The organism is Streptomyces sp. NPDC059455 (genome assembly GCF_042750115.1).
Taxonomy (GTDB): Bacteria; Actinomycetota; Actinomycetes; order Streptomycetales; family Streptomycetaceae; genus Streptomyces; species Streptomyces endocoffeicus.
Window position 1 is genome coordinate 21033 of record NZ_JBHYVB010000091.1, and the last position, 21128, is coordinate 42160.

General features: G+C 71.5%; 20 protein-coding genes. 9 read left to right on the forward strand and 11 right to left on the reverse strand.

What is annotated here, in order from left to right; all coding sequences use genetic code 11:
- The first annotated feature begins 184 nt into the window (after positions 1 to 184).
- A complete protein-coding gene (locus ACFXB5_RS28780) occupies positions 185 to 1582 on the forward strand; it encodes a cellulose binding domain-containing protein (RefSeq protein WP_385212885.1) in 1398 nt (465 codons plus the stop codon).
- Between the two features lie 83 nt (positions 1583 to 1665).
- Positions 1666 to 2010, forward strand: a complete 345-nt coding sequence (locus ACFXB5_RS28785) for a hypothetical protein (RefSeq protein WP_385212887.1) — start codon at positions 1666 to 1668, stop codon at positions 2008 to 2010.
- 43 nt (positions 2011 to 2053) lie between these two features.
- Here the strand turns inward: ACFXB5_RS28785 and ACFXB5_RS28790 are convergent, their stop codons facing one another.
- The 3 genes from ACFXB5_RS28790 to ACFXB5_RS28800 form a co-directional block, all read right to left on the reverse strand.
- Positions 2054 to 2299 carry a hypothetical protein gene (locus ACFXB5_RS28790; RefSeq protein ID WP_385212889.1) on the reverse strand — a complete coding sequence of 82 codons (246 nt, stop codon included), beginning with the start codon at positions 2297 to 2299 and terminating at the stop codon, positions 2054 to 2056.
- A complete protein-coding gene (locus ACFXB5_RS28795) occupies positions 2296 to 2739 on the reverse strand; it encodes a hypothetical protein (RefSeq protein ID WP_385212891.1) in 444 nt (147 codons plus the stop codon). The genes ACFXB5_RS28790 and ACFXB5_RS28795 overlap by 4 nt, the downstream gene beginning before the upstream one ends.
- 187 nt (positions 2740 to 2926) lie before the next feature.
- Positions 2927 to 3625, reverse strand: coding sequence for a response regulator transcription factor (locus tag ACFXB5_RS28800; RefSeq protein ID WP_385212893.1), 699 nt, complete (start codon positions 3623 to 3625; stop codon positions 2927 to 2929).
- Positions 3626 to 3810: 185 nt separating this feature from the next.
- On the opposite strand from ACFXB5_RS28800, the gene ACFXB5_RS28805 reads away from it, so the two are divergent.
- From ACFXB5_RS28805 to ACFXB5_RS28825, 5 genes are all read left to right on the forward strand, one after another.
- Positions 3811 to 5223, forward strand: coding sequence for an aldehyde dehydrogenase family protein (locus tag ACFXB5_RS28805; RefSeq protein ID WP_385212895.1), 1413 nt, complete (start codon positions 3811 to 3813; stop codon positions 5221 to 5223).
- Positions 5224 to 5282: 59 nt separating this feature from the next.
- Positions 5283 to 6383 (forward strand): AMP-binding protein, encoded by a 1101-nt coding sequence (locus ACFXB5_RS28810; RefSeq protein WP_385212897.1) that lies wholly within the window; start codon positions 5283 to 5285, stop codon positions 6381 to 6383.
- Positions 6384 to 6617: 234 nt separating this feature from the next.
- On the forward strand, positions 6618 to 7028 hold the full coding sequence (locus ACFXB5_RS28815; protein WP_385212899.1) for a hypothetical protein: 411 nt from the start codon (positions 6618 to 6620) through the stop codon (positions 7026 to 7028).
- A gap of 87 nt (positions 7029 to 7115) precedes the next feature.
- Complete coding sequence (locus tag ACFXB5_RS28820; protein WP_385212900.1) at positions 7116 to 7781, forward strand: DUF3105 domain-containing protein; 666 nt, start codon at positions 7116 to 7118, stop codon at positions 7779 to 7781.
- Positions 7778 to 8488, forward strand: coding sequence for a DUF305 domain-containing protein (locus ACFXB5_RS28825; RefSeq protein WP_385212902.1), 711 nt, complete (start codon positions 7778 to 7780; stop codon positions 8486 to 8488). Before ACFXB5_RS28820 ends, ACFXB5_RS28825 begins: the two co-directional genes overlap by 4 nt.
- Positions 8489 to 8548: 60 nt before the next feature.
- Here the strand turns inward: ACFXB5_RS28825 and ACFXB5_RS28830 are convergent, their stop codons facing one another.
- The 8 genes from ACFXB5_RS28830 to ACFXB5_RS28865 form a co-directional block, all read right to left on the reverse strand.
- Positions 8549 to 9160, reverse strand: coding sequence for a TetR-like C-terminal domain-containing protein (locus ACFXB5_RS28830; RefSeq protein WP_385212904.1), 612 nt, complete (start codon positions 9158 to 9160; stop codon positions 8549 to 8551).
- A 212-nt stretch (positions 9161 to 9372) separates the two neighbouring features.
- Positions 9373 to 10851 (reverse strand): alpha/beta hydrolase, encoded by a 1479-nt coding sequence (locus ACFXB5_RS28835; protein ID WP_385212906.1) that lies wholly within the window; start codon positions 10849 to 10851, stop codon positions 9373 to 9375.
- Positions 10852 to 11268: 417 nt separating this feature from the next.
- A complete protein-coding gene (locus tag ACFXB5_RS28840; RefSeq protein WP_385212908.1) occupies positions 11269 to 12567 on the reverse strand; it encodes a cytochrome P450 in 1299 nt (432 codons plus the stop codon).
- A complete protein-coding gene (locus ACFXB5_RS28845; RefSeq protein WP_385212910.1) occupies positions 12564 to 13208 on the reverse strand; it encodes an ATP/GTP-binding protein in 645 nt (214 codons plus the stop codon). The genes ACFXB5_RS28840 and ACFXB5_RS28845 overlap by 4 nt, the downstream gene beginning before the upstream one ends.
- On the reverse strand, positions 13189 to 13548 hold the full coding sequence (locus ACFXB5_RS28850; RefSeq protein WP_256655905.1) for a DUF742 domain-containing protein: 360 nt from the start codon (positions 13546 to 13548) through the stop codon (positions 13189 to 13191). The genes ACFXB5_RS28845 and ACFXB5_RS28850 overlap by 20 nt, the downstream gene beginning before the upstream one ends.
- Entirely contained in the window at positions 13545 to 13973 is a 429-nt protein-coding gene (locus tag ACFXB5_RS28855; protein ID WP_201854154.1) for a roadblock/LC7 domain-containing protein, read from the reverse strand. Before ACFXB5_RS28855 ends, ACFXB5_RS28850 begins: the two co-directional genes overlap by 4 nt.
- A gap of 14 nt (positions 13974 to 13987) precedes the next feature.
- The gene (locus ACFXB5_RS28860; protein ID WP_385212912.1) at positions 13988 to 15619 is read right to left on the reverse strand and encodes a sensor histidine kinase; all 1632 of its coding nucleotides are present in this window, start codon (positions 15617 to 15619) and stop codon (positions 13988 to 13990) included.
- A gap of 239 nt (positions 15620 to 15858) precedes the next feature.
- The gene (locus ACFXB5_RS28865; RefSeq protein ID WP_385212914.1) at positions 15859 to 18615 is read right to left on the reverse strand and encodes a SpoIIE family protein phosphatase; all 2757 of its coding nucleotides are present in this window, start codon (positions 18613 to 18615) and stop codon (positions 15859 to 15861) included.
- Positions 18616 to 18910: 295 nt separating this feature from the next.
- On the opposite strand from ACFXB5_RS28865, the gene ACFXB5_RS28870 reads away from it, so the two are divergent.
- Positions 18911 to 19381, forward strand: coding sequence for a hypothetical protein (locus tag ACFXB5_RS28870; protein WP_385212916.1), 471 nt, complete (start codon positions 18911 to 18913; stop codon positions 19379 to 19381).
- Between the two features lie 48 nt (positions 19382 to 19429).
- Complete coding sequence (locus ACFXB5_RS28875; protein WP_385212918.1) at positions 19430 to 20968, forward strand: ATP-dependent DNA ligase; 1539 nt, start codon at positions 19430 to 19432, stop codon at positions 20966 to 20968.
- Positions 20969 to 21128: the final 160 nt, after the last annotated feature.

Consider the following 21128-nt stretch of genomic DNA (forward strand, 5'->3'; position numbering starts at 1 on the left):
AACGGGGACTGCTCTTCGTCTCTTGTCAGCCAGGTCACCGGCGTGAAAGGCTCGGCCCGCCCCGTAAGGGGAATCCCCAACTCCGAGGCACCGCTGTGCTGTTGGCTGACCACCCCGCGGCCCGTTTGTGAGAGGGTTGCCCCCCGGCGGGGGCGCCGCTGTTCGTGAGTGAGGAATTGCCTCCATGCCCGACCACTCATCTCCCAGGGAATCGCCCGGGGACAGCTCCCCGACGCGCCGCGGGGTCGCCGAGGCGCCCGGCGAGGATGTCGATGGCGCGGCCTCCGCCACCGCGTTGCTGGGCGCGTACTGGGACGCGGTCGCCGATTACGCGGAACTGTGCACCACCACCCCGGAAGACGGGATGCGGCTCGCCACCGAGGCGTTCCGGCGGGGCATCCGGGAGACCCGCAACCGCCGCACACGGGGCTTCGGCAAGCGCCTCCCGTGGCTTCCGCTCTTTCTGACCGCCGTACGGAAGACCGCCGCCGACTGGGACGCCCACCGGCACGGGGACCGGCTCAACCCGGAGCTGCGGACCTGGCTGGGCTCCGACCTCGCCGCCCGGTTCGCCGCCCCGCCCCGCGACCAGCCGCTCGCCCTGCGCGCGCTGCGGGACCTACCGGAGGCGGACGGGGAGCTGCTGTGGCTGGTCGAGGTGGAGGCGCGGTCCACGGAGGCGGTGGCGCGGCAGCTGGGGTACGACCCGGAGTACGCCACCGATGAGATCGCCCGGGTCCGCGCGGCCTTCCGCGAACGCTGTCAGCGCGCCCATGTGGACACCCTCACCGACGAGGAGTGCCGCAGCTACGCCAAGCTGCTGGACGCCGCCACCCGGGCGCCCGACTCCCCCTCACCCGCCGACCTGTGGCAGCACCTCGCCCGTCGCCGGTTACGCAGAGCCCGTACGACGGTCATCCTGGCCGTGATAGCCGTCGTCGCCCTCGCCGCACTGGTCGCGATGACCAGAACCGCCGCGGACTCCGACAACCGCACCGGCGGTTCCATGGGCCCCGAGGTGACCCCCGGCAGCCTGGCCCCCGCCACCTCCTCGCCGTACAACCCCGGCGCCCCCGCCTCCCCCAGCCCCTCGAGGAGCGAGGGCGGGAAGGACGGGAAGGACGGGAAGAGCTCCGGCAAGGGGCACCAGAAGAAGCCCGGACGCTCCCCCGCCCCATCCTCCTCGTCCGCCAAGGGCGACTCCGGCTCCGGCTCCGCGTCCGGCCACGGCGGCAAACCGCCCTCCGGCGACCGGCAGCCCGGCGACGACGCCGACTGCACGGCCCGTTTCCAGCTGGTCAACGAATGGCCCGACGGCTTCCAGGCCGCCGTCACCCTCACCTCCCGCGAATCCCTCGATGACTGGCGGGTCACCTGGACCTTCCGCGACTCCCAGCGGGTGACGCAGATGTGGGACGGGGAGTTCACCCAGCACGGCCCGAAGGTGACCGCCACCTCGGCCGACTACAACAAGCGCGTCAAGGCCGGTGGTTCCCTCTCCATGGGCTTCCTCGGCTCCTGGAGCGACGGCAACCGGCCGCCCGGCTCCTTCACCCTGAACGGCCGCCCCTGCGCGGGCTGACGACACCGCTCCGCCCGGCCCGAACGGCGGTCCCACCCGGATGGCGGAACAAGACCTCCGCCCCCGGGGGAATCCATCCCGGAGTGAGCAGTGTCCTCAGCGGCATCGTGACCCTGCCCCCCGAGGCCCCCGCCGGGCGGGCGGCGCGGGTGGTGGTGGAGGTGCGCAACGTGTCCCGCTCCGACACCCCCGAGTCGATCGTGGCCGCGCAGGTCCTCACCGATGTGCCGCTGAGCCCGGGCGGCCATGTCCCGTTCAGCGTCACCGTCCCCGGGGAGCTGGTCCCGGGGGACAACTACGGGCTGCGGGTCCATGTGGACGTCAGCGGCTCCGGGGTCGTGGAGAACGGCGATCTGGTCAGCGCCGAGGCAGGCCCCGTACCGGCCGGATCCACCGCGGGTCTGATCGCCCCGGTCACGATCGTCTGAGGGACGGGTCCCGGCGCGGGGCCGTGCGCCGGGACCCGTTGACTCAGTTGTCGTTCGCCGCGTCGGAGTCCGCCCTGTTCGCCGCCGACTCCGCGTCGTTCACCAGCTTGTTTAGCTCATCCAGCTCGGAGGCGGACGGAGCCGGTGCGGTGGCCGACGGGGCGGACGTGCCCAATGAGCCGTCCGCGTCGTCCGAGCCGTCCGAACCGCCCTTGCCGCCGCCGCAGCCGGTGGCCAGCACGGCGCAGAGCAGGGCCGTGGCCGCCACGGCCCAGGGACGGCGCCTCACTTGGCTGATCCCTTGACCCCGCCGGATCCCTCGCCACGCGCGGCGCACCACTTCTGGACCTTCGACAGGTCCTTCTGCCGCTGCTCGAGCGTCGGCACCAGGGACCTGCGGAAGGTGAGCTTGTGGTCGAGGAACGTCTGGACCTCGGTGTGGTCCGCCTTCTTCGCCCGCTCGACCCGCTTGGTCAGCCGGGCCACGGACCCGCGGACGGTCGCCGGGCCCTTCAGCCGCTTCAGCGCCCGGTCCAGCCGCTTGTCGATCTTCTTGGCGCGCTTGCACAGCCCCCGGGAGCCGTCCCCCGCTCCCTTCGGCGCCTTCGCGCTCGGGGAGGCGGCCGGGGCGGAGGCCGGGGCGCTGCCGTCGGCCGCCGCGATGCCCACCGGACCGAGCAGGGCGGCGGTGGCCGCGCACGCCACGAGGACGCTCTTTCCACGGTGCATGGTGCTGTTCCTTCCCTTGGAGCCGGACGGCCGGGGAGGGGCCGGGCCGTCCCGGACTGGGGAAAAACCTAGGAACCTTCTTTGTGGAAACTCTGTGAGCCACCGGAACGGCCGCCGGAACAGCCGCCCGAACAGTCGGCGGAACGGCCGGCGGAACAGTCGGCGGAACGGCCGGCGGCGCCCCCGGCTACGGGGCCTCGGCGGGCCGCAGGACGAACCCCACGCCGCGCACCGTGTGCAGCATCCGCGGCCGGCCGCCCACCTCCAGCTTGCGGCGCAGATAGCTGACGAAGGTGTCCACGGCGTCCGTACGGACGTCGAAGTCATAGCCCCAGACGCGATCCAGCAGCTGATCGCGGGTGAGCACGATCCCGGCGTTGCGGACGAACACGTCCAGCAGCTCGAACTCGCGCCGGGTGAGCCGCAGCGCCACCCCGTCCAGCCACGCCTCCCGGGCCTCCGGCACCATCTCCAGCGCACCGGCCCGCACCCGGTCGGTGGCGGCGGGCGGACGGCGGCGCAGCAGGGCGTGCAGCCGCAGCACCAGCTCCTGGAGCACGAAGGGCTTGACGAGATAGTCGTCGCCCCCGGCCTGCAGCCCGGCCACCCGGTCGGCCACCTCGTCGAGCGCCGACAGCATCAGGACGGGCACGTCATTGCCGTCCGCGCGCAGGGCGCGGCACACCTCGATCCCGCTCAGGTCCGGCATGGAGATGTCCAGGACCACCACATCGGGCGCCCCGTCGCACACCGCGGCCAGCGCGGCGTGGCCGCCGTCCGCGAGGGTCACGGCGAACCCGTTGAGCCGCAGCCCGCGCTCCAGGGACCGCCGGATGGCCGCGTCGTCGTCCGTCACCAGGACGCGACCGCTGCCCGTGCCTGCCATGTCCGTACCACCTCCGGCCCGGCATGGTACGTGCCCCGCCCCGCGCGGCCCGTTCCCAGGGTCCGGGCATGGCCTTTGGGCCAATTGACTCCGTCCCGTCCGCGCCGTGGGATTGGCCTGGTTCACCCTTTTCCCGCCGCGCCCGCCCAGGAGCCGGTGTGTCCCGCGCCCGCGAAGGAGCCAGCGTGTCCCAGCCCGCCACCGCCCCGGATGCCCTGGACGCCCCGAATGCCCTGGACTCCCTGGACGCGCTGGGGCCCAAGGGGCCCTACCGCTCCCGCAACCGCCTCACCGTCAACGATGTCACCGGCGCGCCGATGGCCGAACTCTCCCTGGTGCCCCGGCTGTTCGTCACCCGGGCGCTGGCCGCCCTGCGCGCCGCCGACACCCTGCCGCTGGAGGAGCGGCTGGCCGCGCTGAAGCGCGCGGGGGAGCTGTTCGCCACCGGCACCGTGGCCGGGATGTCGGCCGAGGCGTACGAGGGCGCGGTGTGCCGGATGTCGGGCACCCCGCTCGCCAATGTGCGGATCGCCGTGGAGGCGATACGGCTCAGCGCCACCCAGGCGTACCGCAGCGTCCAGGCGGCCCGCCCGGTGGGGGCGGTGGGCGATTGGCGCGATCCGTACGCCCGGAGCGGCACCGCGGTGTGGATCCGGCGCGGCGATGTCTTCGCGGTGCACGCCGCCGGCAACCACCCCGCCGTGCACGCCCTGTGGCTGGAGGCGCTGGCGCTGGGCTACCGGGTGGCCGTACGCCCCTCCCGCCGTGAGCCGCTCACCCCGTACCGGCTGGTCAGCGCCCTGCGCGAGGCGGGGTTCGGGATGGATCAGGTGGTACTGCTGCCCACCGACCACGACGCGGCGGGCGAGATCCTGCACGGTGCGGACCTCTCCATGGTCTACGGCGGGCAGGAGGTCATCGACCGCTACGCCGCCGATCCGGCCGTGCTGCCCAACGGGCCCGGCCGCTCCAAGATCCTGATCACCGCCGACCGGGAGTGGCGCGACCACCTCGACGTCGTCGTCGACTCCATCGCCCGCCACGGCGGCACCGCGTGCGTCAACGCCACCGCCGTCCTCGTCGAGGGCGATCCGGCGCCGGTCGCCGAGGCGCTCGCGGAGCGGCTCGCCGCGCTCCCCAGCCTGCCGCCGCAGGACGAGAAGGCGGTGCTGCCGGTCCATCCGCTCGAGGTCGCGCGCGGCTTCGAGCGCCTGCTGCTCGGCAAGGCCGCGGGCGCCCGGGGGTGGCTGGGCGGCGACGGCGTGGTGGACGACCTCGGCGACGGCAGCGCCGCCCTCCGCCCCGCCGTCTTCCAGCTCGACGATCCGCGGGACGCGCGGCTGGGCGTGGAGCTGTCGTTCCCCTGCGTCTGGGTGGCCCCCTGGACGCGGGAGGCGGGCGTTGCCGCGCTCCGGGACAGCCTGGTGGTCACGGCGCTCACCGGGGACGAGGCGCTGCTGGACGGGCTGCTCGCCGAGCCGTCCATCAAGAACCTCTACATCGGCGACCATCCCACCCACTGGATCGCCCCGGGCATCCCGCACGACGCCTATCTCGGCGAGTTCCTGATGCGTACGAAGGCCGTCATCCGCGGCTGACCCCATGAGTCCGCACCCCTGCCGCCATCCGCCCTGCCGCCATCCGCGAGGAGCATCCCGTGCCGACAGCTTCCCTTTCGGTGCTCGACATCCCCTTCGACGAGCGCCCCGACCCCGATGAGTACATCCACGCCGCCATGGAGTGGCACTTCGGCCCGGACACCGGCTCCCCGTTCTGGCTGCGGAAGGCGGAGACGCTGGACTTCGATCCGCGGCGGGACGTCAAGGGCGTCGCCGATCTCGCGCTCTTCCCCAATGTCACCGGCGAGCTGCGCGAGGTGCCGGTGCGCGATCTGATCCCCCAGGGCTACGGCGCCGACGCCCGGATCGTCGGGGTCTTCGAAAGCGGCGGCACCACCGGCGCGCCCAAGCGGATCGTGTGTCTGCGCGACTGGCTGGACCGCCTCACCCACGGGCTGAGCGCCGACCTCGACGGGCTCGGCATCCCGCGCGGCGTGGACTGGCTCGCCATCGCCCCCAGCGGCCCCCATATGGTCGGCGAGATGGTCGCGGGCACGGCCGCCCGGCACGGTGGGCTGATGTTCCGCGTCGACATGGATCCGCGGTGGGTGAAGAAGCTGATCTCCACCGGGAAGGCCGAGGAGACCGACGCCTATGTGAACCATCTGGTGGAGCAGGCGGCGCATGTCCTGCGCACCCAGGACATCGGGGTGCTGATGACCACCCCGCCGCTGCTGGAGCGGCTGGCCCGGCACGACGACCTCGTCGAGCTGATCGGGGAGAAGGTCAAGGGCATCATGTGGGGCGGCGCGCATATGGACGCCGACACCCGCGATCTGCTGCGCACCGAGGTCTTCCCCGGCTGTGAGCTGTACGGCACCTACGGCAACACCATGATCCTCGGCGGTGCCACCGAGCGGCTGGGGCTCGGCCCGGACGAGCCGTGTGTCTTCGATCCGCGTACGCCGTTCGTCACCTTCTCGGTGGTGGACCCGGCGAGCGGGCGGCCGGTGCCGTACGGCGAGCGCGGCCAGGTGGTGATGAACCACGTCAGCAAGTCCGCCCTGTTGCCGGGCAACCTCGAGCGCGATCTGGCGATCCGCGTCCCGCCGCCGGAGGGCGCGGTCGGGGACTCGGTGGCCGATGTGGGGCCGGTGGCGATGTTCGACGACGAGGTCGTGATCGAGGGCGTCTACTGACCCGCGCCTCCTGAGGGGCGTCCACCGACAGACATCCGGACGTCGGGGGTGGCGGCGCGGCTGACACCGGGCCGCCACCAGCGGTCGGCACCGGGCCGCCACCAGGCGTTTGCCGCGTTCCGCCATGGACCCATTCAGTCGCGACAGTCGCAGTGGTTACGATCTGGCGCGATGGGCAGAGCGCAGCGCGGAGGAGAGGCCCGCATACGGAGGGGCCACATACGGAGGGACCCGGTGCGCGGCACCGTGCCCTCCGCCCTCTGCCGTGCCGTGCTGCTGCTCGCCGCGGCGATATGGGTGGCGCCCTCGTGCGTCAATCCCGCCGCCGCCCACAACGCCCTGTCGACGGGGTGCCCGCACCGCCTGGCGGATACCGCGTCGGCCCAGCGGCACGAGGAGCCGGTCGCGTATCCGGCTCCGGGGCACCGCCCGTTCGACACCACCGGCTCCGGCGCCGGAAGCGACAACTGTGTCGCGGGCCCCCTGGGAGTGGTCCAGGCCCTGGTGCCCACGCCGGTACCCCCGCCCTCCCTCGCCGAGGTTCCGCCGCCCGACGGCCCCCGCGACCCGGACTCCGCCCGGGCGCCGCCGGACCACCCCGTCCGCGCCCTCGGCCTCCATCAGCTCCAAGTACTTCGGACCTAGGCCGACGCCGGTCACCGCGATGCACCGCTCCACCCATCCAGTGTGCGAACAGCGCGAACTGCGCGAACTGCGAGGTTGAGGACAGCCATGGGCTCCAAGGGATCGAAGACGAAGGGCGCGGCCGACCGCCGCGCGAAGATAGAGGAGTTGCGCCGCGCCGAGAAGGCGCGCGAGCGCCGGTACCGGATCATCACCATCACCTCGGTCACGGTGATCGTCGCCGGACTGGCCGTCGGGGGCTACTTCCTCGTCGACGCGAGCGACAAGAAGGAGAAGAAGGAGGCCAAGGTCACCGCGTCGGTCGTGAAGACCGGCGAGTTCAAGGGCATGAAGACCTGGAAGAACCTGGGCCGGACGCATGTCCAGGGCTCGGTGAAGTACGCGATGTCGCCGCCGGTCGGCGGAAACCACAACCAGGTCTGGCAGAACTGCAACGGCGATGTCTACCCCAAGCCGCTGACCAAGGAGAACGCGGTGCACTCGCTGGAGCACGGCGCGGTGTGGGTGACGTACACCGACAAGGCGTCGAAGGAGGACATCGCCGCCCTCTCGGCGCGGGTCAAGAAGACCCCGTACTCGTTGATGAGCCCCTACCAGGAGCAGGACTCGCCGATCGTCCTCAACGCCTGGGGCAATCAGCTCGACGTGCAGAAGGCGTCCGACCCGCGGGTGGCCGACTTCTTCAAGAAGTTCGTCCAGGGCAAGCAGACGCCCGAGCCCGGCGCCTACTGCACCAACGGGAAGACTTCGTGAGCGACGGGACCGCCGTCGGCCGCGCCTCCCGCCAGCCGCTGGTGGCGGGGATCGCCGCCGCCCTCGCCCTGCTGACGCTGGTGGCGGTGGCGGTGCTGTGGCTGACGAGCGACCGCTCGGAGGGCTCGACCGACACGGGGACGCCGAAGGACACCTCGGCCGAGGCCGGTTTCGCCCGCGATATGTCCGTCCACCATCAGCAGGCGGTGGAGATGTCGTTCATCGTCCGCGACCGCACCGGCGACGACGAGGTGCGGCGGCTGGCGTTCGACATCGCGAGCACCCAGGCCACCCAGGCCGGGATGTTGCAGGGCTGGCTGGACATGTGGGGGCTGGACAAGACGTCCGAGGACCCGCCGATGACGTGGATGAAGCACATGTCGTCGGACGGCATGAAGGGCATGGACCACGGCTCGATGAAGGGCATGGGCTCCACGTACAAGCCGCACGACGGCTCGCTCATGCCGGGCATGGCCACCAACAGCCAGCTCGACGAGTTGCGCAAGGCCAAGGGCAAGGCGGCCGAGGTGCTCTACCTGAAGCTGATGACCGCCCATCACAAGGGCGGCGTCGAAATGGCGAAGGGCGCGGTCGAGCTGGTCAAGGACTCGACCGAGAAGCACCTGGCCCGGACGATGGTCCAGGGCCAGCAGTCGGAGATCCAGCTGATGGCCGACATGCTCAAGGCACGCGGCGCGTCCTCCTGACGCCCCGCCGATGGCGCCCCCGGCCCCTCGCCCCACGGGGCCGCGGGGCGAGGGGCGCCATCACCCCTTCCGCACGAACACCCCGGACCGGGCCGCCTGATACGTCACCTCGACGGTGGTGTGCACCAGCCGCTCGTCGATGGACCCGCGCAGGATGAGCACCCGGTAGTAAAGCGGCGCCCCCAGTGAGGCGATGACCTCCCACGCGTCGGTGTCCCCGGGGATGTCCCCGCGCTCCACCGCGTTCCGCACGATCACGGTCACCTCCTCGGTCCGCCGCATGAACGCGTTACGGAGGATCTCCTCGACCCTGGTGTCATGCGCGGCGGCCGCGATCAGCCCCTGCATCAGATTGCGGTTGCGCGGCGCGTTGTTGAAGGCCGCGATGGCCTGGGTGAGTTCCATCAGATCCCGCCGGAAGTCACCGGTGTCCGGAGTGGGCAGCGTCGAACTGCGCTCGGCCAGCAGATCGACGACCACCCCCTCCACCGTGCGCCAGCGCCGCCGGATGGTCGACACATGCACCCCCGACCGCCGCGCGAGCCGATCGAGGGTGAGCGCGGCGAACGAGTCGCGGTCGAGCTCCTCGTACGCGGCCGCCAACACGGCGGCCCGAGTCCGGGCCGTACGCCCCCCGGGGCGAGCCGACCCATGCGGTGGTCGCTCTGTCATGACGCGCCGACTCTACGGCCCCTCCACCCTCGTGAGCACCAGATCTTCACGACATCCGGGCGTCGAACGCCGGGTAACCCATTGCACGGCGTACACACCCCTCGCTAGTGTGACACCCGTTACTTAATGCTCGCGACAGCGCATTAGGCCAACATGGCGCAGAGTTTGCCGGACCTTCCTCACGAGGGGAAGGAAGGTCCAGCACGCTCCCTTCATCCCGCCGCGCAGGCGAGGTCCCGCGGCGGGCGCTGCCCGGTGGTCAGGAATGTCGTCACCGCGTCGTTCGCGCAGGTGTTGCGGCCGAACGGATAGACGCCGTGTCCGCCCTGGTCGGCCGTCACCATCGTGGCCCGCTTCCCGAACGCCCGCCTCAGCTTCCGGGCGCCGGCGAGCGGGGTCCCCGGGTCGCGCTCGTTCTGCACCATGAGCACGTTCGACGGGCCCCGGTCACCGATGCGCACCGGCGGCTCGACCCGCTTGTCCGGCCAGAACGCGCACGGTCCGATGTTGGCCGTGAACCCGCCCAGCATCGGGTACCTCAGCCGGTCGACCGCGACATTCCGCTGATACTCCCGGACCGTCCCCGGCCAGCGCGAATCACCGCATACCACGTAAAGGTTACTGGCCATGGTGTTTTCCGGGTGCTTCGGCGGCTTGGACGGCAGTGGCCTGCCCTTGTCGAGCGCCTGCCAGTTCCCGGCCAGCGAGGACATGGTCGCATCGCTGTAGAGGAGATCGAACGTCATCCCGCGGAACGCCGTCCCGTCGATGCCGTGGACCGGCTTCCTCTCCAACCGCTCCGCGAGGTCGAAGAACTTCGCGGTCACCCGCTGTGGTGTGGTGCCCAGACCGTACTGGGGGTGTGCGGCGGCGAACGCGGCGAAGTCCGGGAACCGGTCCTCCATTCCACGGGCAAACAACCGCTTGGCCGTGACGTCGTAGCCGCCGGGGCCCAGGTTGCTGTCGAGCACGATCCGGTCGCTCCGCTCCGGGAACAGTGTCGTGTACACCGCGCCGAGGGAGGTGCCGTAGGACCCGCCGAGGTACGAGAGTTTCGGCTCGCCCAGCGCCGCCCGGATCCGGTCCATGTCGCGCGCGGTGTTCGCGGTGGTGGTGTGCGGCAGCATCCACGCCGTCCGCGAGGTGGCGCACTGTTTGGCGACGGTCCGGGCGTTCCCCGCCTCCCGCGCGACATCGGCCGCGGTGTGCGGGTACGGCGGGAAGTTGCCGCGTTTCTGCTGTTCCGGCGTCAGATCGCAGGTCACCGGTGTGCTGCGGCCGACGCCGCGGGGGTCGAAGCCGATCACGTCGTAGGAGTCCAGCACCTTCTGCGGCAGCCTTGCGGTGGCGAGAAGGGCCGGGTAGTCGAGTCCCGTGACGCCGGGGCCGCCCGGATTGGTCAGCAGTACACCGCGGCGCTTCGAGGGTTCCTTGCTCGCCAGCCGGGATATCGCGATCTCGATCTGCCGGCCGTCGGGATCGCGGTAGTCCAGCGGGACTTCGAGCGTCGAGCACTGGAGACGGGGTGTGGTGGGCTTCCCCGGGCACGGGCCCCACCGCACGGTGTCCGGCGTCGCCACCGCCTTGTCCGGCGTCGACTTGTCCGGCGTCGCCACCGCCGACACTCCCGGAATCGCGATCGCCGCCACCCCCGTGGCGGCGAGGACGAGGGTCAGGGCTTTTTTGCGCATCTGATGTCCTCCTGAAGGGGCGCACAGGGGCACCGGAACGGGCGGGCTCGGATGCCCCGTCGCCGGTCGCGCCGTGGCTGAACAGGTCACCGGCGCTCTCTCGGTGGTGCCGTAGGGCGTATCCCGTTGTCCCGGCACGTGAACGAGTCTGTCCGTGCGGCGCGGCCGGTACATCAGCCCGGCGGCTCGAACCGCCTTCGACCAAGGACGAGGCGAGGATGCGACTCTGCTCCAGGGCTCATCAGCCCTGGGGCTGGCTCACCGGCCGCATGGAGTCGCGACATTGAACGACCGATGTACTACGACGATCCGGAGGCGCCCGAGCCGAACAGCTCGTTCGTCGCCACATCCGCTGTCGTCACCCACGACAGCGTGAGTCCCCCGGCGGTACGGCGACCACCGGGGGACGGCGGACAGTCAGTGCAGGTGGGCCGGGGTGAATTCGACGGGGAGGGCGGCCACGCCGCGCATCATCAGGGTGACGCGCCATGCGAGGTCGTCCGCGGGGACGGAGAGGGTGACGTCCGGGAGGCGGTCGAGGAGGACCTCGATGGCGGCGGTGGCGATGACCTCGGCGATTTCACGGGCGGCCGGGGGGCAGCCGTGTTTGCCGTGGCTGAAGGCCATATGGGCCTGGTTGCCGCCGGCGCCGGAGTGGAAGTCCGGGCGGACGTCGGGGTCGGCGTTGGCCGCGGCGAGGCCGAGCATCAGGCAGTCGCCCTTACGGACGCGGCGGCCGCCGAGCATGGTGTCCTCGGCCGCCCAGCGGCCGATCCAGAACGGGACCGGGGTGTCCTCCCACAGCACCTCGTTGAGCGCCTGCCCGACGCTGCGGCGGCCGCCGGAGAGGGTGATGGCGAACCGTTCGTCCGTCAGCATCAGCCGGAGGGCGTTGCCGATCAGGTCGCTGGTGGGCTGCTGAACGGCGTAGATGGAGCCGAGCAGATCGTTGATGATCTCGTCGTCGGTGAGCCCGGCGGAGTGGGACACCAGACGGGCGGCGACGTTGACCTGGTCGGGGTTCTCCCGGACGCGCTTGATCAGCGCCTCCATCCGGGTCTGCATCTTCTGCAGCGCGATGGGGGCGTCGTTCCCGGTGAGGTGGAGCGAATCGTCCTGGATGGCGGCGGATTCGTCGTCGTCCAGGCCGTAGAGCCGGGTCACCACCCGCAGCGGGATCTGGCTGGCGTACTCGGCCACCAGATCGGCCCGGCCGCTGCCCGCGAAGGTGTCGATAAGCTGGTCGGCGACGCGCTCGCACTGTGCGCGCAGTTCGAACTGGTCCACCGACGCGAGACCGTCGCAGATGGCATCGGACCGCCGCTGGTGGTCGGCGCCCTCGCTGAAGAGCATGGTCGGGCGGTAGCCGACGAAGGTCGTCAACTCCCAGCCGGGCGGCACCAGATGCCAGGAGTGCCAGCGGCGGGAGTCACGGGCGAACCGATTGTGATCGGTGGTGACCCGGACCACTTCGCGGTAGCCGAGCACCGTCCAGACGGGGATCTTGCCGTCCAGCAGGACGGGCACGACCGGGCCGTGGTCCCGGAGCAACTCGCGGTAGAGCGCCATCGGTTCCTCCCGGAACCGCTGGTAGTCCAGCGGCACCGACCCGGGGGGCACCACCCCGTCGGGCGGCGCGGGGGCCGATGGGAAGACGGGCTCGGGCTGGGCCCCGGGCAGGGCATCCAGCGGGGACGTGGGGTCAGGGGTGGTCACGCGGTGGTCTCCCCGGCGGAGCCGTTGGTGGACAGGGAGTAGAGGTAGCGGGCGAGCGCGACCAGTACGGCCTTGCTGGAGTCACGCTTGCGGGCGTCACATTCGATCATCGGCACCTCGGGCGCGAGGTCGAGGGCCTCCCGCACCTCCTCCAGCGTGTGCTGCGGTTCCGTGAAGTTGTTGCGGGCCACGATGAACGGGGTGTCGTGGTGCTCCAGCCGGTCCAGCGCGTACCAGGAGTCGGAGAGCCGGTTGGTGTCCACCAGGACGACCGCGCCCAGGGTCCCGGAGAACAGCCGGTCCCACAGGAACCAGAACCGCTCCTGGCCCGGGGCGCCGAACAGATAGAGCACCATCTGCTCGTCCAGGCTGATCCGGCCGAAGTCGAAGGCCACCGTGGTGGTGGTCTTGTTGCGCACGAACGAGGCGTCGTCGATGCCGACGCCCGCCTGCGTCATCGTCTCCTCGGTGCTGAGCGGGCGGATCTCGCTGACGGACTGCACCATCGTCGTCTTGCCGACGCCGAACCCGCCGACGATCACGATCTTCAGACCGTCGCTCGCGCTCTCCCGCAGCGGGGCGTGCCCGGCGCCGCCGGGGAGCGGGGTGCTGACGGTGGTCTCAGAGATTCTGGAGTGCAACGAGCACCTTCTTCAGGGTTTCGGGCCCGGGCAGCCGGCCGCCGGGGCGGGCCGTATGCGGATGGCGCGCGGTGATCCGGCCGGTGTCCAGCAGATCGCACAGCAGGATCTTGACCACGCTGACGGGCAGTTCCAGATACGAGGAGATCTCCACGACCGACAGGGGGCGGCGGCACATCCGCAGGATCTTGACGTGCTCGGACTGCATCCCGGGGGTGGGATCGCTTTCGCTGACGATCAGCGTGACCATGTCGAAGCGGCTCTCATCCGCCCGACTGCGGCCGCCGGTGACGGTGTACAGCCGGTCCGGCCCCTCCTTGTCCAGCGGCCCTCGGATCATGCCTTCGCCCCGCCACCGCTGTCGCCGGCTTCCACTCGCGGAGCGGCCCGCAGATGGTCGCCGATCTGCTCGACCAGCTCGTTCATGTTGTGGCCGATGATGCCGACATCGGCATCGTCATGGGCCACCACGGCGAGATGGGCGCCTTCGCCGGCCTCGACGATGAACAGAATTCCCCCGTGGAATTCCGTCATCGACTGCCTTACGCCGCCGCTTCCGTCGCCGAACTCGATGGACGCGCCATGGGCGAGGCTCTGGATGCCCGACGCGATGGCCGCCAGCTGATCGGCCTGGTCCACGGACAACCCGGAGGAGAGGCACAGCTTGAGACCGTCCCGTGACAGCACCAGGGCGTGGCGCGAGCCCGGGGTCTTCTCCAGCAGGTTCTCCAACAGCCAGTCCAAGCTGCGGTCGGTGGTGTTCATCGGCGTTCCTTCTGTCACGGCTTGTCGTTCTCGGCAGGCTCGGCGGACTCGGCGGACTCGGTGTGATCTGCGGATACCGAAGGCTCGGTGTCACACGGGTCACCTGCGGCGGAAGTACCGCGGGCCGCCTGGCGGAAGGCGCCGAAGCGGGCTCCGGCTTCCTCGGGTCGTGGACGGCTGGTCTTGGGCTTGGATTCCGTCTCGGCCGACTGGGCGGCCGCGCGGGTGGCGGCGGCCAGCGTCTCGCCACGGCGCCGCTTGGGCAGCCCGTTGACCCGCGAGGGCTCCGCGGAGGGCTCCGGCGCGGACGACGGCGAAGGGGACGGGGAGGGAGACGGGGACGGGGACGGGGCGGTCTCCGGCGACGTGAACGGCACGGTGGCCGGGGCGGACGCGGTCGGGGCGGGTGCGACCGTGGCGGGCGCGACCGTGGCGGTGGAGGCGCTCGTCGCGGTGGCCGTGGTGGCCGCGGTGGCCGTCTGCCGGGGGACCCCGGTGCGGACGGTGCCCGGCGTGTCGAGGACGACGGCGTCCTGGTTGATGTGCGTGACCAGCTGCTGCGGGATCAGGACCACGACACCGGTGCCGCCCCGCGCGGACGGCCGGAAGGAGACGGTGAGCCCGTGCTTGCGGGCCAGACAGCCGACGACCGCGAGGCCCAGCCGGGTGCCGGACAGGGTCATCAGGTCCAGGCTCTCGGAGGAGACGGCCTTCTGGGCACGGTCCAGGGCGGCCGGGCCCATCACCAGGCCACCGTCCTCGACGGTCACCACGACGCCCGCGTGCGTCTCCTCGACGTACACGTGCACCTCCTCGGTGGGAGGCGAGAAGCTGGCGGCGTTGTCCATCAGTTCGGCGAGGGCGTGCATGACGCCCTCAGCCGCGTAACCGGCCACCGCGGCGTTGCTGGTCGAGTGGACCCGTACCCGCTGGAAGGCGCTGATCCGGCCGATCGCGCCGCGCAGTACGGACTCCATGACGATCGGCTTGGTCCAGCGGCGCCCGGAGCGGGCACCGGTCAGCACCGCGATACTGTCCGCGATCCGGCCCGCCTGGGCGGTGGTGTGGTCCAGCTTCAGCAGATCGCCGAGGACGGTCTCGTCGTGGCGGTTCTCCATCTCCCGGAGGTCGGCCAGCATGCTGGTGGCCAGCGCCTGGACGCGGCCCGCGGCGTTGGCGCACGCGGCCATCGCGGAGGCGCGCATCCGCTCACCGTCGCCGATCTCGCGCAGCAGGGTCCGCAGCAGATACTGATGGGCGCGGCTGGTGGGGCGCTCCATGCGGGTGATCACGGTTTCCACCGAGCCGCCCTCGCGCAGTTGCCGCACCGCGGACGGAATCGTTTCCTCTGCGAGCCGGGTGGCCTCGATCTCCTTCGCGGCGGCCGCGCTCTCCAGCGAGGTGACCCGCTCCTGGAGACGGCCGATGGTCCGCGAACGGTTGGCGGCGACCGCGAGGGCCACCCCCAGCAGCACGGCGGCGGCTCCGCAGAAGACGGCGACGAAGGTGCGCTGGGCGGATGGCACCGCGGTGGTCACCCAGAGTCCCGCTCCGGCGGCGACAACTACTGCCAGCAGGGGGACGGTCAGGGCCCCGCGCGTCACCGAGGGCCCTTTGTACGGATGGCTGGATATGTGTGCTGACATCTATCAGGTCCTCATGGGCGCGTTGAGGTTTTTGGCTGGACCACGCGGACATCAAGCCGTGGGCGCCACATGTTAGTAGAGTCACGTCGGTTTGACCGGGTCATCTCAGCACACAGATCATGACGGCCCGTCAAATTGATCCTCTGAGAAGCGTCATGTTCCGGACGCATATGACGCTGCCATTGACGCAGCCCTTGGCGCGGCCCTTAACGCCGCCACCGTCGGCCCGCCCGACGGCGCTACAGAATCGCCAGCTCGGCCCAGATGACCTTGCCGTCCGCGGTGTAGCGGGTGCCCCAGCGCTCGGCGAACTGCGCGACCAGGAACAGCCCCCGGCCGCCCTCGTCCATCGTCGCCGCGTACCGCAGATGCGGAGAGGTGCTGCTGGTGTCGGAGACCTCGCAGATCAGCGCGCGGTCGCGGAGGACCTGCACCCGGATCGGGCCGGTGGCGTGCCGGATGGCGTTGGTGATCAGCTCGCTGAGCACCAGCTCGGCGGTGAACGCGGTCTCGTCCAGCCCCCACTCCGCCAGCTTCCGCATGACCTCGGCGCGCACCCCGGACACCGCGGCGGGGTCGGACGGCACCTCCCAGGAGGCCACGCGGTCGCTGCCCACGACCCGGGTCCGGGCGGCGATCAGGGCGATGTCATCGCTCGGGTTGCTGGGCAGCAGCGCGTCCAGCACCTCGGTGCAGATCTCGTCGGGGGTCCGGCCGCGACGGGACAGGGCATGGCGCAGCATCTCCAGACCGGTGTCGATCTCCCGTCGGCGGTCCTCGATGAGCCCGTCCGTGTAGAGGACGAGATCGCTGCCCTCGGCCAGCACCACCTCGGCGGTCTCGAACGGCAGCCCGCCCAGGCCCAGCGGCGGCCCCGCGGGAAGTTCCAGGAACTCCACCGGACCGTCCGGACGCACCAGCGCGGGCGGCGGATGACCGGCCCGCGCCATCGTGCAACGCCGCGTCACCGGATCGTAGATCGCGTACAGACACGTCGCCCCGGTGATGCCCTCGCCGCCGCCTCCGCCACCGCTGCCGTCGCCGTTCGGCCCACCCGGGCCCTCGTCCTGGTCGATCCGGGCGATCAGATCATCGAGATGGGAGAGGATCTCATCGGGCGGAAGGTCGAGCGTGGAGAAGTTGTGCACCGCCGTCCGCAGCCGCCCCATCGTCGCCGCCGCGTGCAGACCGTGCCCCACCACATCCCCCACCACCAGCGCCACCCGCGCCCCCGGCAGCGGAATGACGTCGAACCAGTCGCCGCCGACCCCCGACTCCGCCGGCAGATAGCGGAAGGCCACGTCCAGGGCGCTCTGTCCGGGCAGGGCGCGGGGCAGCAGGCTGTGCTGCAGGGTCACCGCCATGGTGTGCTCGCGGGTGTAGCGGCGGGCGTTGTCGATGCAGACCGCCGCGTGCGAGGCGAGCTCCTCGGCGAGGGACACCTCTTCCTCGTCGAAGGGCTCGCGCTGCTTCATCCGCCAGAAGTTGACCACGCCCAGCAGCACGCCCCGGGCCCGCAGCGGCACGGTGGCCAGCGACCGGACGCCGTATTCGAGGACCTTGGCGGTCTGCTCGGGGTCCTGGGCCTGCCAGCCGGTGGCCTCGGACAGATCGGTCTCCACGACCGGCTCGCCCTCGCTCAGCCCGAACGCCTGGGGCGAGGACGAGACGAACGCGAACACCCGGCCGACCGGATAGAACGGGTGGTCGGGCCGGATGCCGTGGACCGCCGACCGGCACATCTCGACACCGCCGACGGCCAGCGGCTCATCGCCGCGCGCCACGGGCTCCGCCAGGTCGACCGTGACGAAGTCGGCGAAGCGGTCCACCGCCACCTGCGCCAGTTCCTCGGCGGTACGGCTCACATCGAGCGTGGTGCCGATCTCCACGCTCGCGTCGTACAGCAGCTTGAGCCGCTTCTGGGCCACTTCGGCGCGGCCGGAGAGGGCGCGCAGTTCGGTGGAGTCGCGCAGGGTGGCGACGCTGCCGGGCGGGCCGCCGGCGCGGTCGGTCAGCCGGTTGTTGATGGCCAGCAGTCGGTCGCCGGCCACCAGCACCTCGTCGGTGACATCGCGCCCGGAGGCCAGGACGTCGGCGACATGGGGCTCCAGGCCCAGGTCGTCCACCAGCCGCCCCTCCGGCCGCGGCGGCAGTTCGAGCAGCCGGGACGCCTCGTCGTTGGCGAGCACCAGCCGCCCGCCGTCGCCGACGATCAGCACACCCTCGCGCACCGAGTGCAGCACCGCGTCATGGTGCTCGTACATCCGGGTCATCTCGACCGGGTCCAGGCCACGGGTCTGCCGCCGCAGCCGTTTGGTCACCAGCGCGGTGCCGCCGGTGGCGAGCACGAGTGAGGCGGAGACAGCGCCGACGAGGAGCGGCAGCTGGCGGTTGGCGAGCCCGCTCACCTTCTTGACCGTGATTCCCGCGCCGACCGCGCCGACGACCTTGTGGTGGCTGTCGAAGATGGGCGCCACCGCGTCCATCGCCTCGCCCAGTGTGCCGGGGCCGGTTTCGCTGGTGGTGTGCCCATGCAGCGCCGGGTAGATGGTGCCGACGTAGTGCTTGCCGATCCGGTTGAGCTTGGGGTGGGTGAGCCGGATGCCCTTGGTGTTCATGACCACGACGAAGTCGAGCCCGGTTTTCTTCCGGGCGGCCTCGGCCTTCGGCTGGAGCACCTTGGTGGGGTCGGGGCTGTGCAGGGCCTTGACGATACCGGGGGAGTTGGCGAACGACTCGGCGACCGCGATGGACCGGCCGCGGGCCTCGTCGGTGGCGTCGTGCCGCACCTGGAGCACCAGGGCGACGGTAGCCGCCGCGCCGAGCAGCAGCACGATCACGAGCTGCAGGATGAAGACCTGCCCGGCGACGCTGCGAACACTCAGCCACGATCGAAAGCGCCGGCCCGCCACCTCCGGGTGCTCCCGCCGTCGACTCCGTGGGCGCCGACCGGGGAACAGGCGGGCAGCCCACGATCGACCCATAAACCGGGCCATACACATACATCTACACCGGGAATTGTTGGAAGGCGAATCTCCGCTCCCGGCGACCAGGCGACCATCACGTTCCGCACATAATGCGCGACTTTCCGTTCCGATGGCGAACTCGGAGCGACCCCGGAGCGAGCTGAGGGCGAATTGCGGCGGGCTCACGGTGGGCCCACGGCGGGCTCACGGTGGGCGAGGTGCCGAAGACGGGGGTCTATGCAAATCTGAGAAAAGGGTAATTCACCCTTATTGCCGCGAATCGGTGTCGTGGCGGCGCCGATCGCGCCGGACGAAGGAGCCCGACATGGCCAGTCACGCCGGTGGAGTTCAGACAGGGGCCGCTCCCGGCCATATGCACCGGGCGGTGAGCGGATGGCTTGTCTTCGCGGGGGTCATGATGATCTTCGGTGGTCTGATGAACCTGCTCGAGGGCATCTCCGCCATCCGGACCGACCGGGTCTTCCTGGTCACGCAGAGCTATATCTTCCAGTTCGACCTCGCCGGATGGGGCTGGGTCCACCTGGCCCTCGGGATCGCCGTGGTGATCGCCGGGTTCGCGGTGTTCACCGGTGCGATGTGGGCCCGCGTCACGGGCGTGGTGCTGGCCGGTCTCGCGCTGATCGCCAACTTCCTGTGGCTGCCGTACTACCCGGTCTGGGCCACGGTGCTGCTCATCATCGACGCCCTGGTGATCTGGGCGCTGTGCGCCGGGCCGAGCCGTGGCGGCGCGGGACGCGCGGAGATGGGAGGGCCCGAGGCGGGACGCACCGCCTGAGGGACGTGATGCCTGGTTTCCCCGCAGGGCGCGGGGCAGGCTGGAGCCATGCTGCTGGCTGATGTCGCGCTGACCTCCCGCCAGGTCGCGGCCACCCCCGCCCGCTCGGAGAAGATCGCCGCACTGGCCCGGCTGTTCCGGCGCACGGAACCGGCCGAGGCGGCCGTGGTGATCACCTACCTCGCGGGCAAGCTGCCCCAGCGCCGCACCGGACTGGGCTGGTCCACCCTGCGCCACCGGCGGGAACCCGCCGCCGAGCCGACGCTCGCGGTGCTCGATGTGGACGAGGCCCTGAGCCGGGTCGCGGCGGTCGCCGGCACCGGTGCGACGGCGACCCGCAAGCGGCTGGTGGGCGAGCTGCTGGCCGCCGCGACCAAGGAGGAGCAGGGCTTTCTGCTCGGTCTGATCTGCGGGGAGCTGCGGCAGGGGGCGCTGGAGGGGCTGGCCGTGGAGGGGCTCGCCGAGGCGGTCGGCGCACCGGCCGCCGAGGTGCGGCGGGCGGTGATGGTCGGCGGGTCGCTGGGCGCGGTGGCCGAGGCGCTGCTGGCGCGCGGCCCGGAGGCGCTGGCCGACTTCCGGCTCGAGGTGGGGCGGCCGGTGCTGCCGATGCTCGCGCAGAGCGCCAAGGACCTCGACGAGGCCATGGACCGGCTGGGGGCGTGCGCGGTCGAGGAGAAGCTGGACGGGATCCGGGTGCAGGTGCACCGGGACGGCGAGGAGGTACGGATCTACACCCGCACCCTCGACGAGATCACCGAGCGGCTGCCGGAGGTGGTCACGGCGGCGCGGGAGCTGGCGGTGGACCGGGCGATCCTCGACGGCGAGGTGATCCTGCTGGACGCGGAGGGGCGGCCCCGCCCGTTCCAGGAGACCTCCGGCCGGGTCGGCTCCCGGCTCGATGTGGCCGGGGCGTCGGCCGCGCTGCCGCTGTCCCCCGTCTTCTTCGATCTGCTCGTGGTGGACGACCGCGATCTGCTCGACCTCCCGACCCGCGAGCGCCATGCCGAACTGGCCCGGATCGCCCCCGGGCCCCGGCGGGTGCGGCGGCTGGTGGCCGACGACCCGGCGGATCCGGAAACCCGGCGGGCGGCCAGTGAGTTCGCGGCGGACGTGCTGGCCCGGGGCCATGAGGGGGTGCTGGTCAAGGGGTTGGAGGCGCCGTACGGCGCGGGCCGGCGCGGGGCGTCCTGGCTGAAGGTCAAGCCGGTGCACACGCTGGATCTGGTGGTGCTGGCGGCGGAGTGGGGGCACGGCCGCCGTACCGGGAAGCTGTCCAACCTCCACCTGGGCGCGCGGGCGCCGGACGGCACGTACGTGATGCTGGGCAAGACGTTCAAGGGGCTGACCGACGTGATGCTGGAGTGGCAGACGGAGGCGCTGCTGGGGATCGCGGTCAGCGACGACGGCTGGGTGGTACGGGTGCGGCCGGAGCTGGTGGTGGAGGTGGCCTTCGACGGGCTGCAGCGATCGTCCCGCTATCCGGCGGGCGTCACACTGCGGTTCGCGCGGGTGCTGCGCTACCGGGAGGACAAACCGGCGGACCAGGCGGACACGGTCGAGACGGTGCTGGCGCTGCGCGCCGGGTGAACGGGGGCCCTCGGGACCCCACGCCCCCGAGGGCCCCCGGGGGGCGGCCGCCTGATCCGGGACCGGCCCGGGGCAGATCCCGGCGCCTGTCTCTTATAAACAACACCGAGCCCACCAGACCTTCAGGCAGCGCGGGTGGGGGGGGGTGGGGGGTAACTGG

Coding starts and splice junctions, on each gene's coding strand:
- ACFXB5_RS28860 (WP_385212912.1), bottom strand. CDS start 15,619: ATGTCAGCACACATATCCAGCCATCCGTACAAAGGGCCCTCGGTGACG.
- ACFXB5_RS28830 (WP_385212904.1), bottom strand. CDS start 9,160: ATGACAGAGCGACCACCGCATGGGTCGGCTCGCCCCGGGGGGCGTACG.
- ACFXB5_RS28870 (WP_385212916.1), top strand. CDS start 18,911: ATGGCCAGTCACGCCGGTGGAGTTCAGACAGGGGCCGCTCCCGGCCAT.
- ACFXB5_RS28850 (WP_256655905.1), bottom strand. CDS start 13,548: ATGATCCGAGGGCCGCTGGACAAGGAGGGGCCGGACCGGCTGTACACC.
- ACFXB5_RS28875 (WP_385212918.1), top strand. CDS start 19,430: ATGCTGCTGGCTGATGTCGCGCTGACCTCCCGCCAGGTCGCGGCCACC.
- ACFXB5_RS28855 (WP_201854154.1), bottom strand. CDS start 13,973: ATGAACACCACCGACCGCAGCTTGGACTGGCTGTTGGAGAACCTGCTG.
- ACFXB5_RS28835 (WP_385212906.1), bottom strand. CDS start 10,851: ATGCGCAAAAAAGCCCTGACCCTCGTCCTCGCCGCCACGGGGGTGGCG.
- ACFXB5_RS28820 (WP_385212900.1), top strand. CDS start 7,116: ATGGGCTCCAAGGGATCGAAGACGAAGGGCGCGGCCGACCGCCGCGCG.
- ACFXB5_RS28780 (WP_385212885.1), top strand. CDS start 185: ATGCCCGACCACTCATCTCCCAGGGAATCGCCCGGGGACAGCTCCCCG.
- ACFXB5_RS28795 (WP_385212891.1), bottom strand. CDS start 2,739: ATGCACCGTGGAAAGAGCGTCCTCGTGGCGTGCGCGGCCACCGCCGCC.
- ACFXB5_RS28865 (WP_385212914.1), bottom strand. CDS start 18,615: ATGGCCCGGTTTATGGGTCGATCGTGGGCTGCCCGCCTGTTCCCCGGT.
- ACFXB5_RS28800 (WP_385212893.1), bottom strand. CDS start 3,625: ATGGCAGGCACGGGCAGCGGTCGCGTCCTGGTGACGGACGACGACGCG.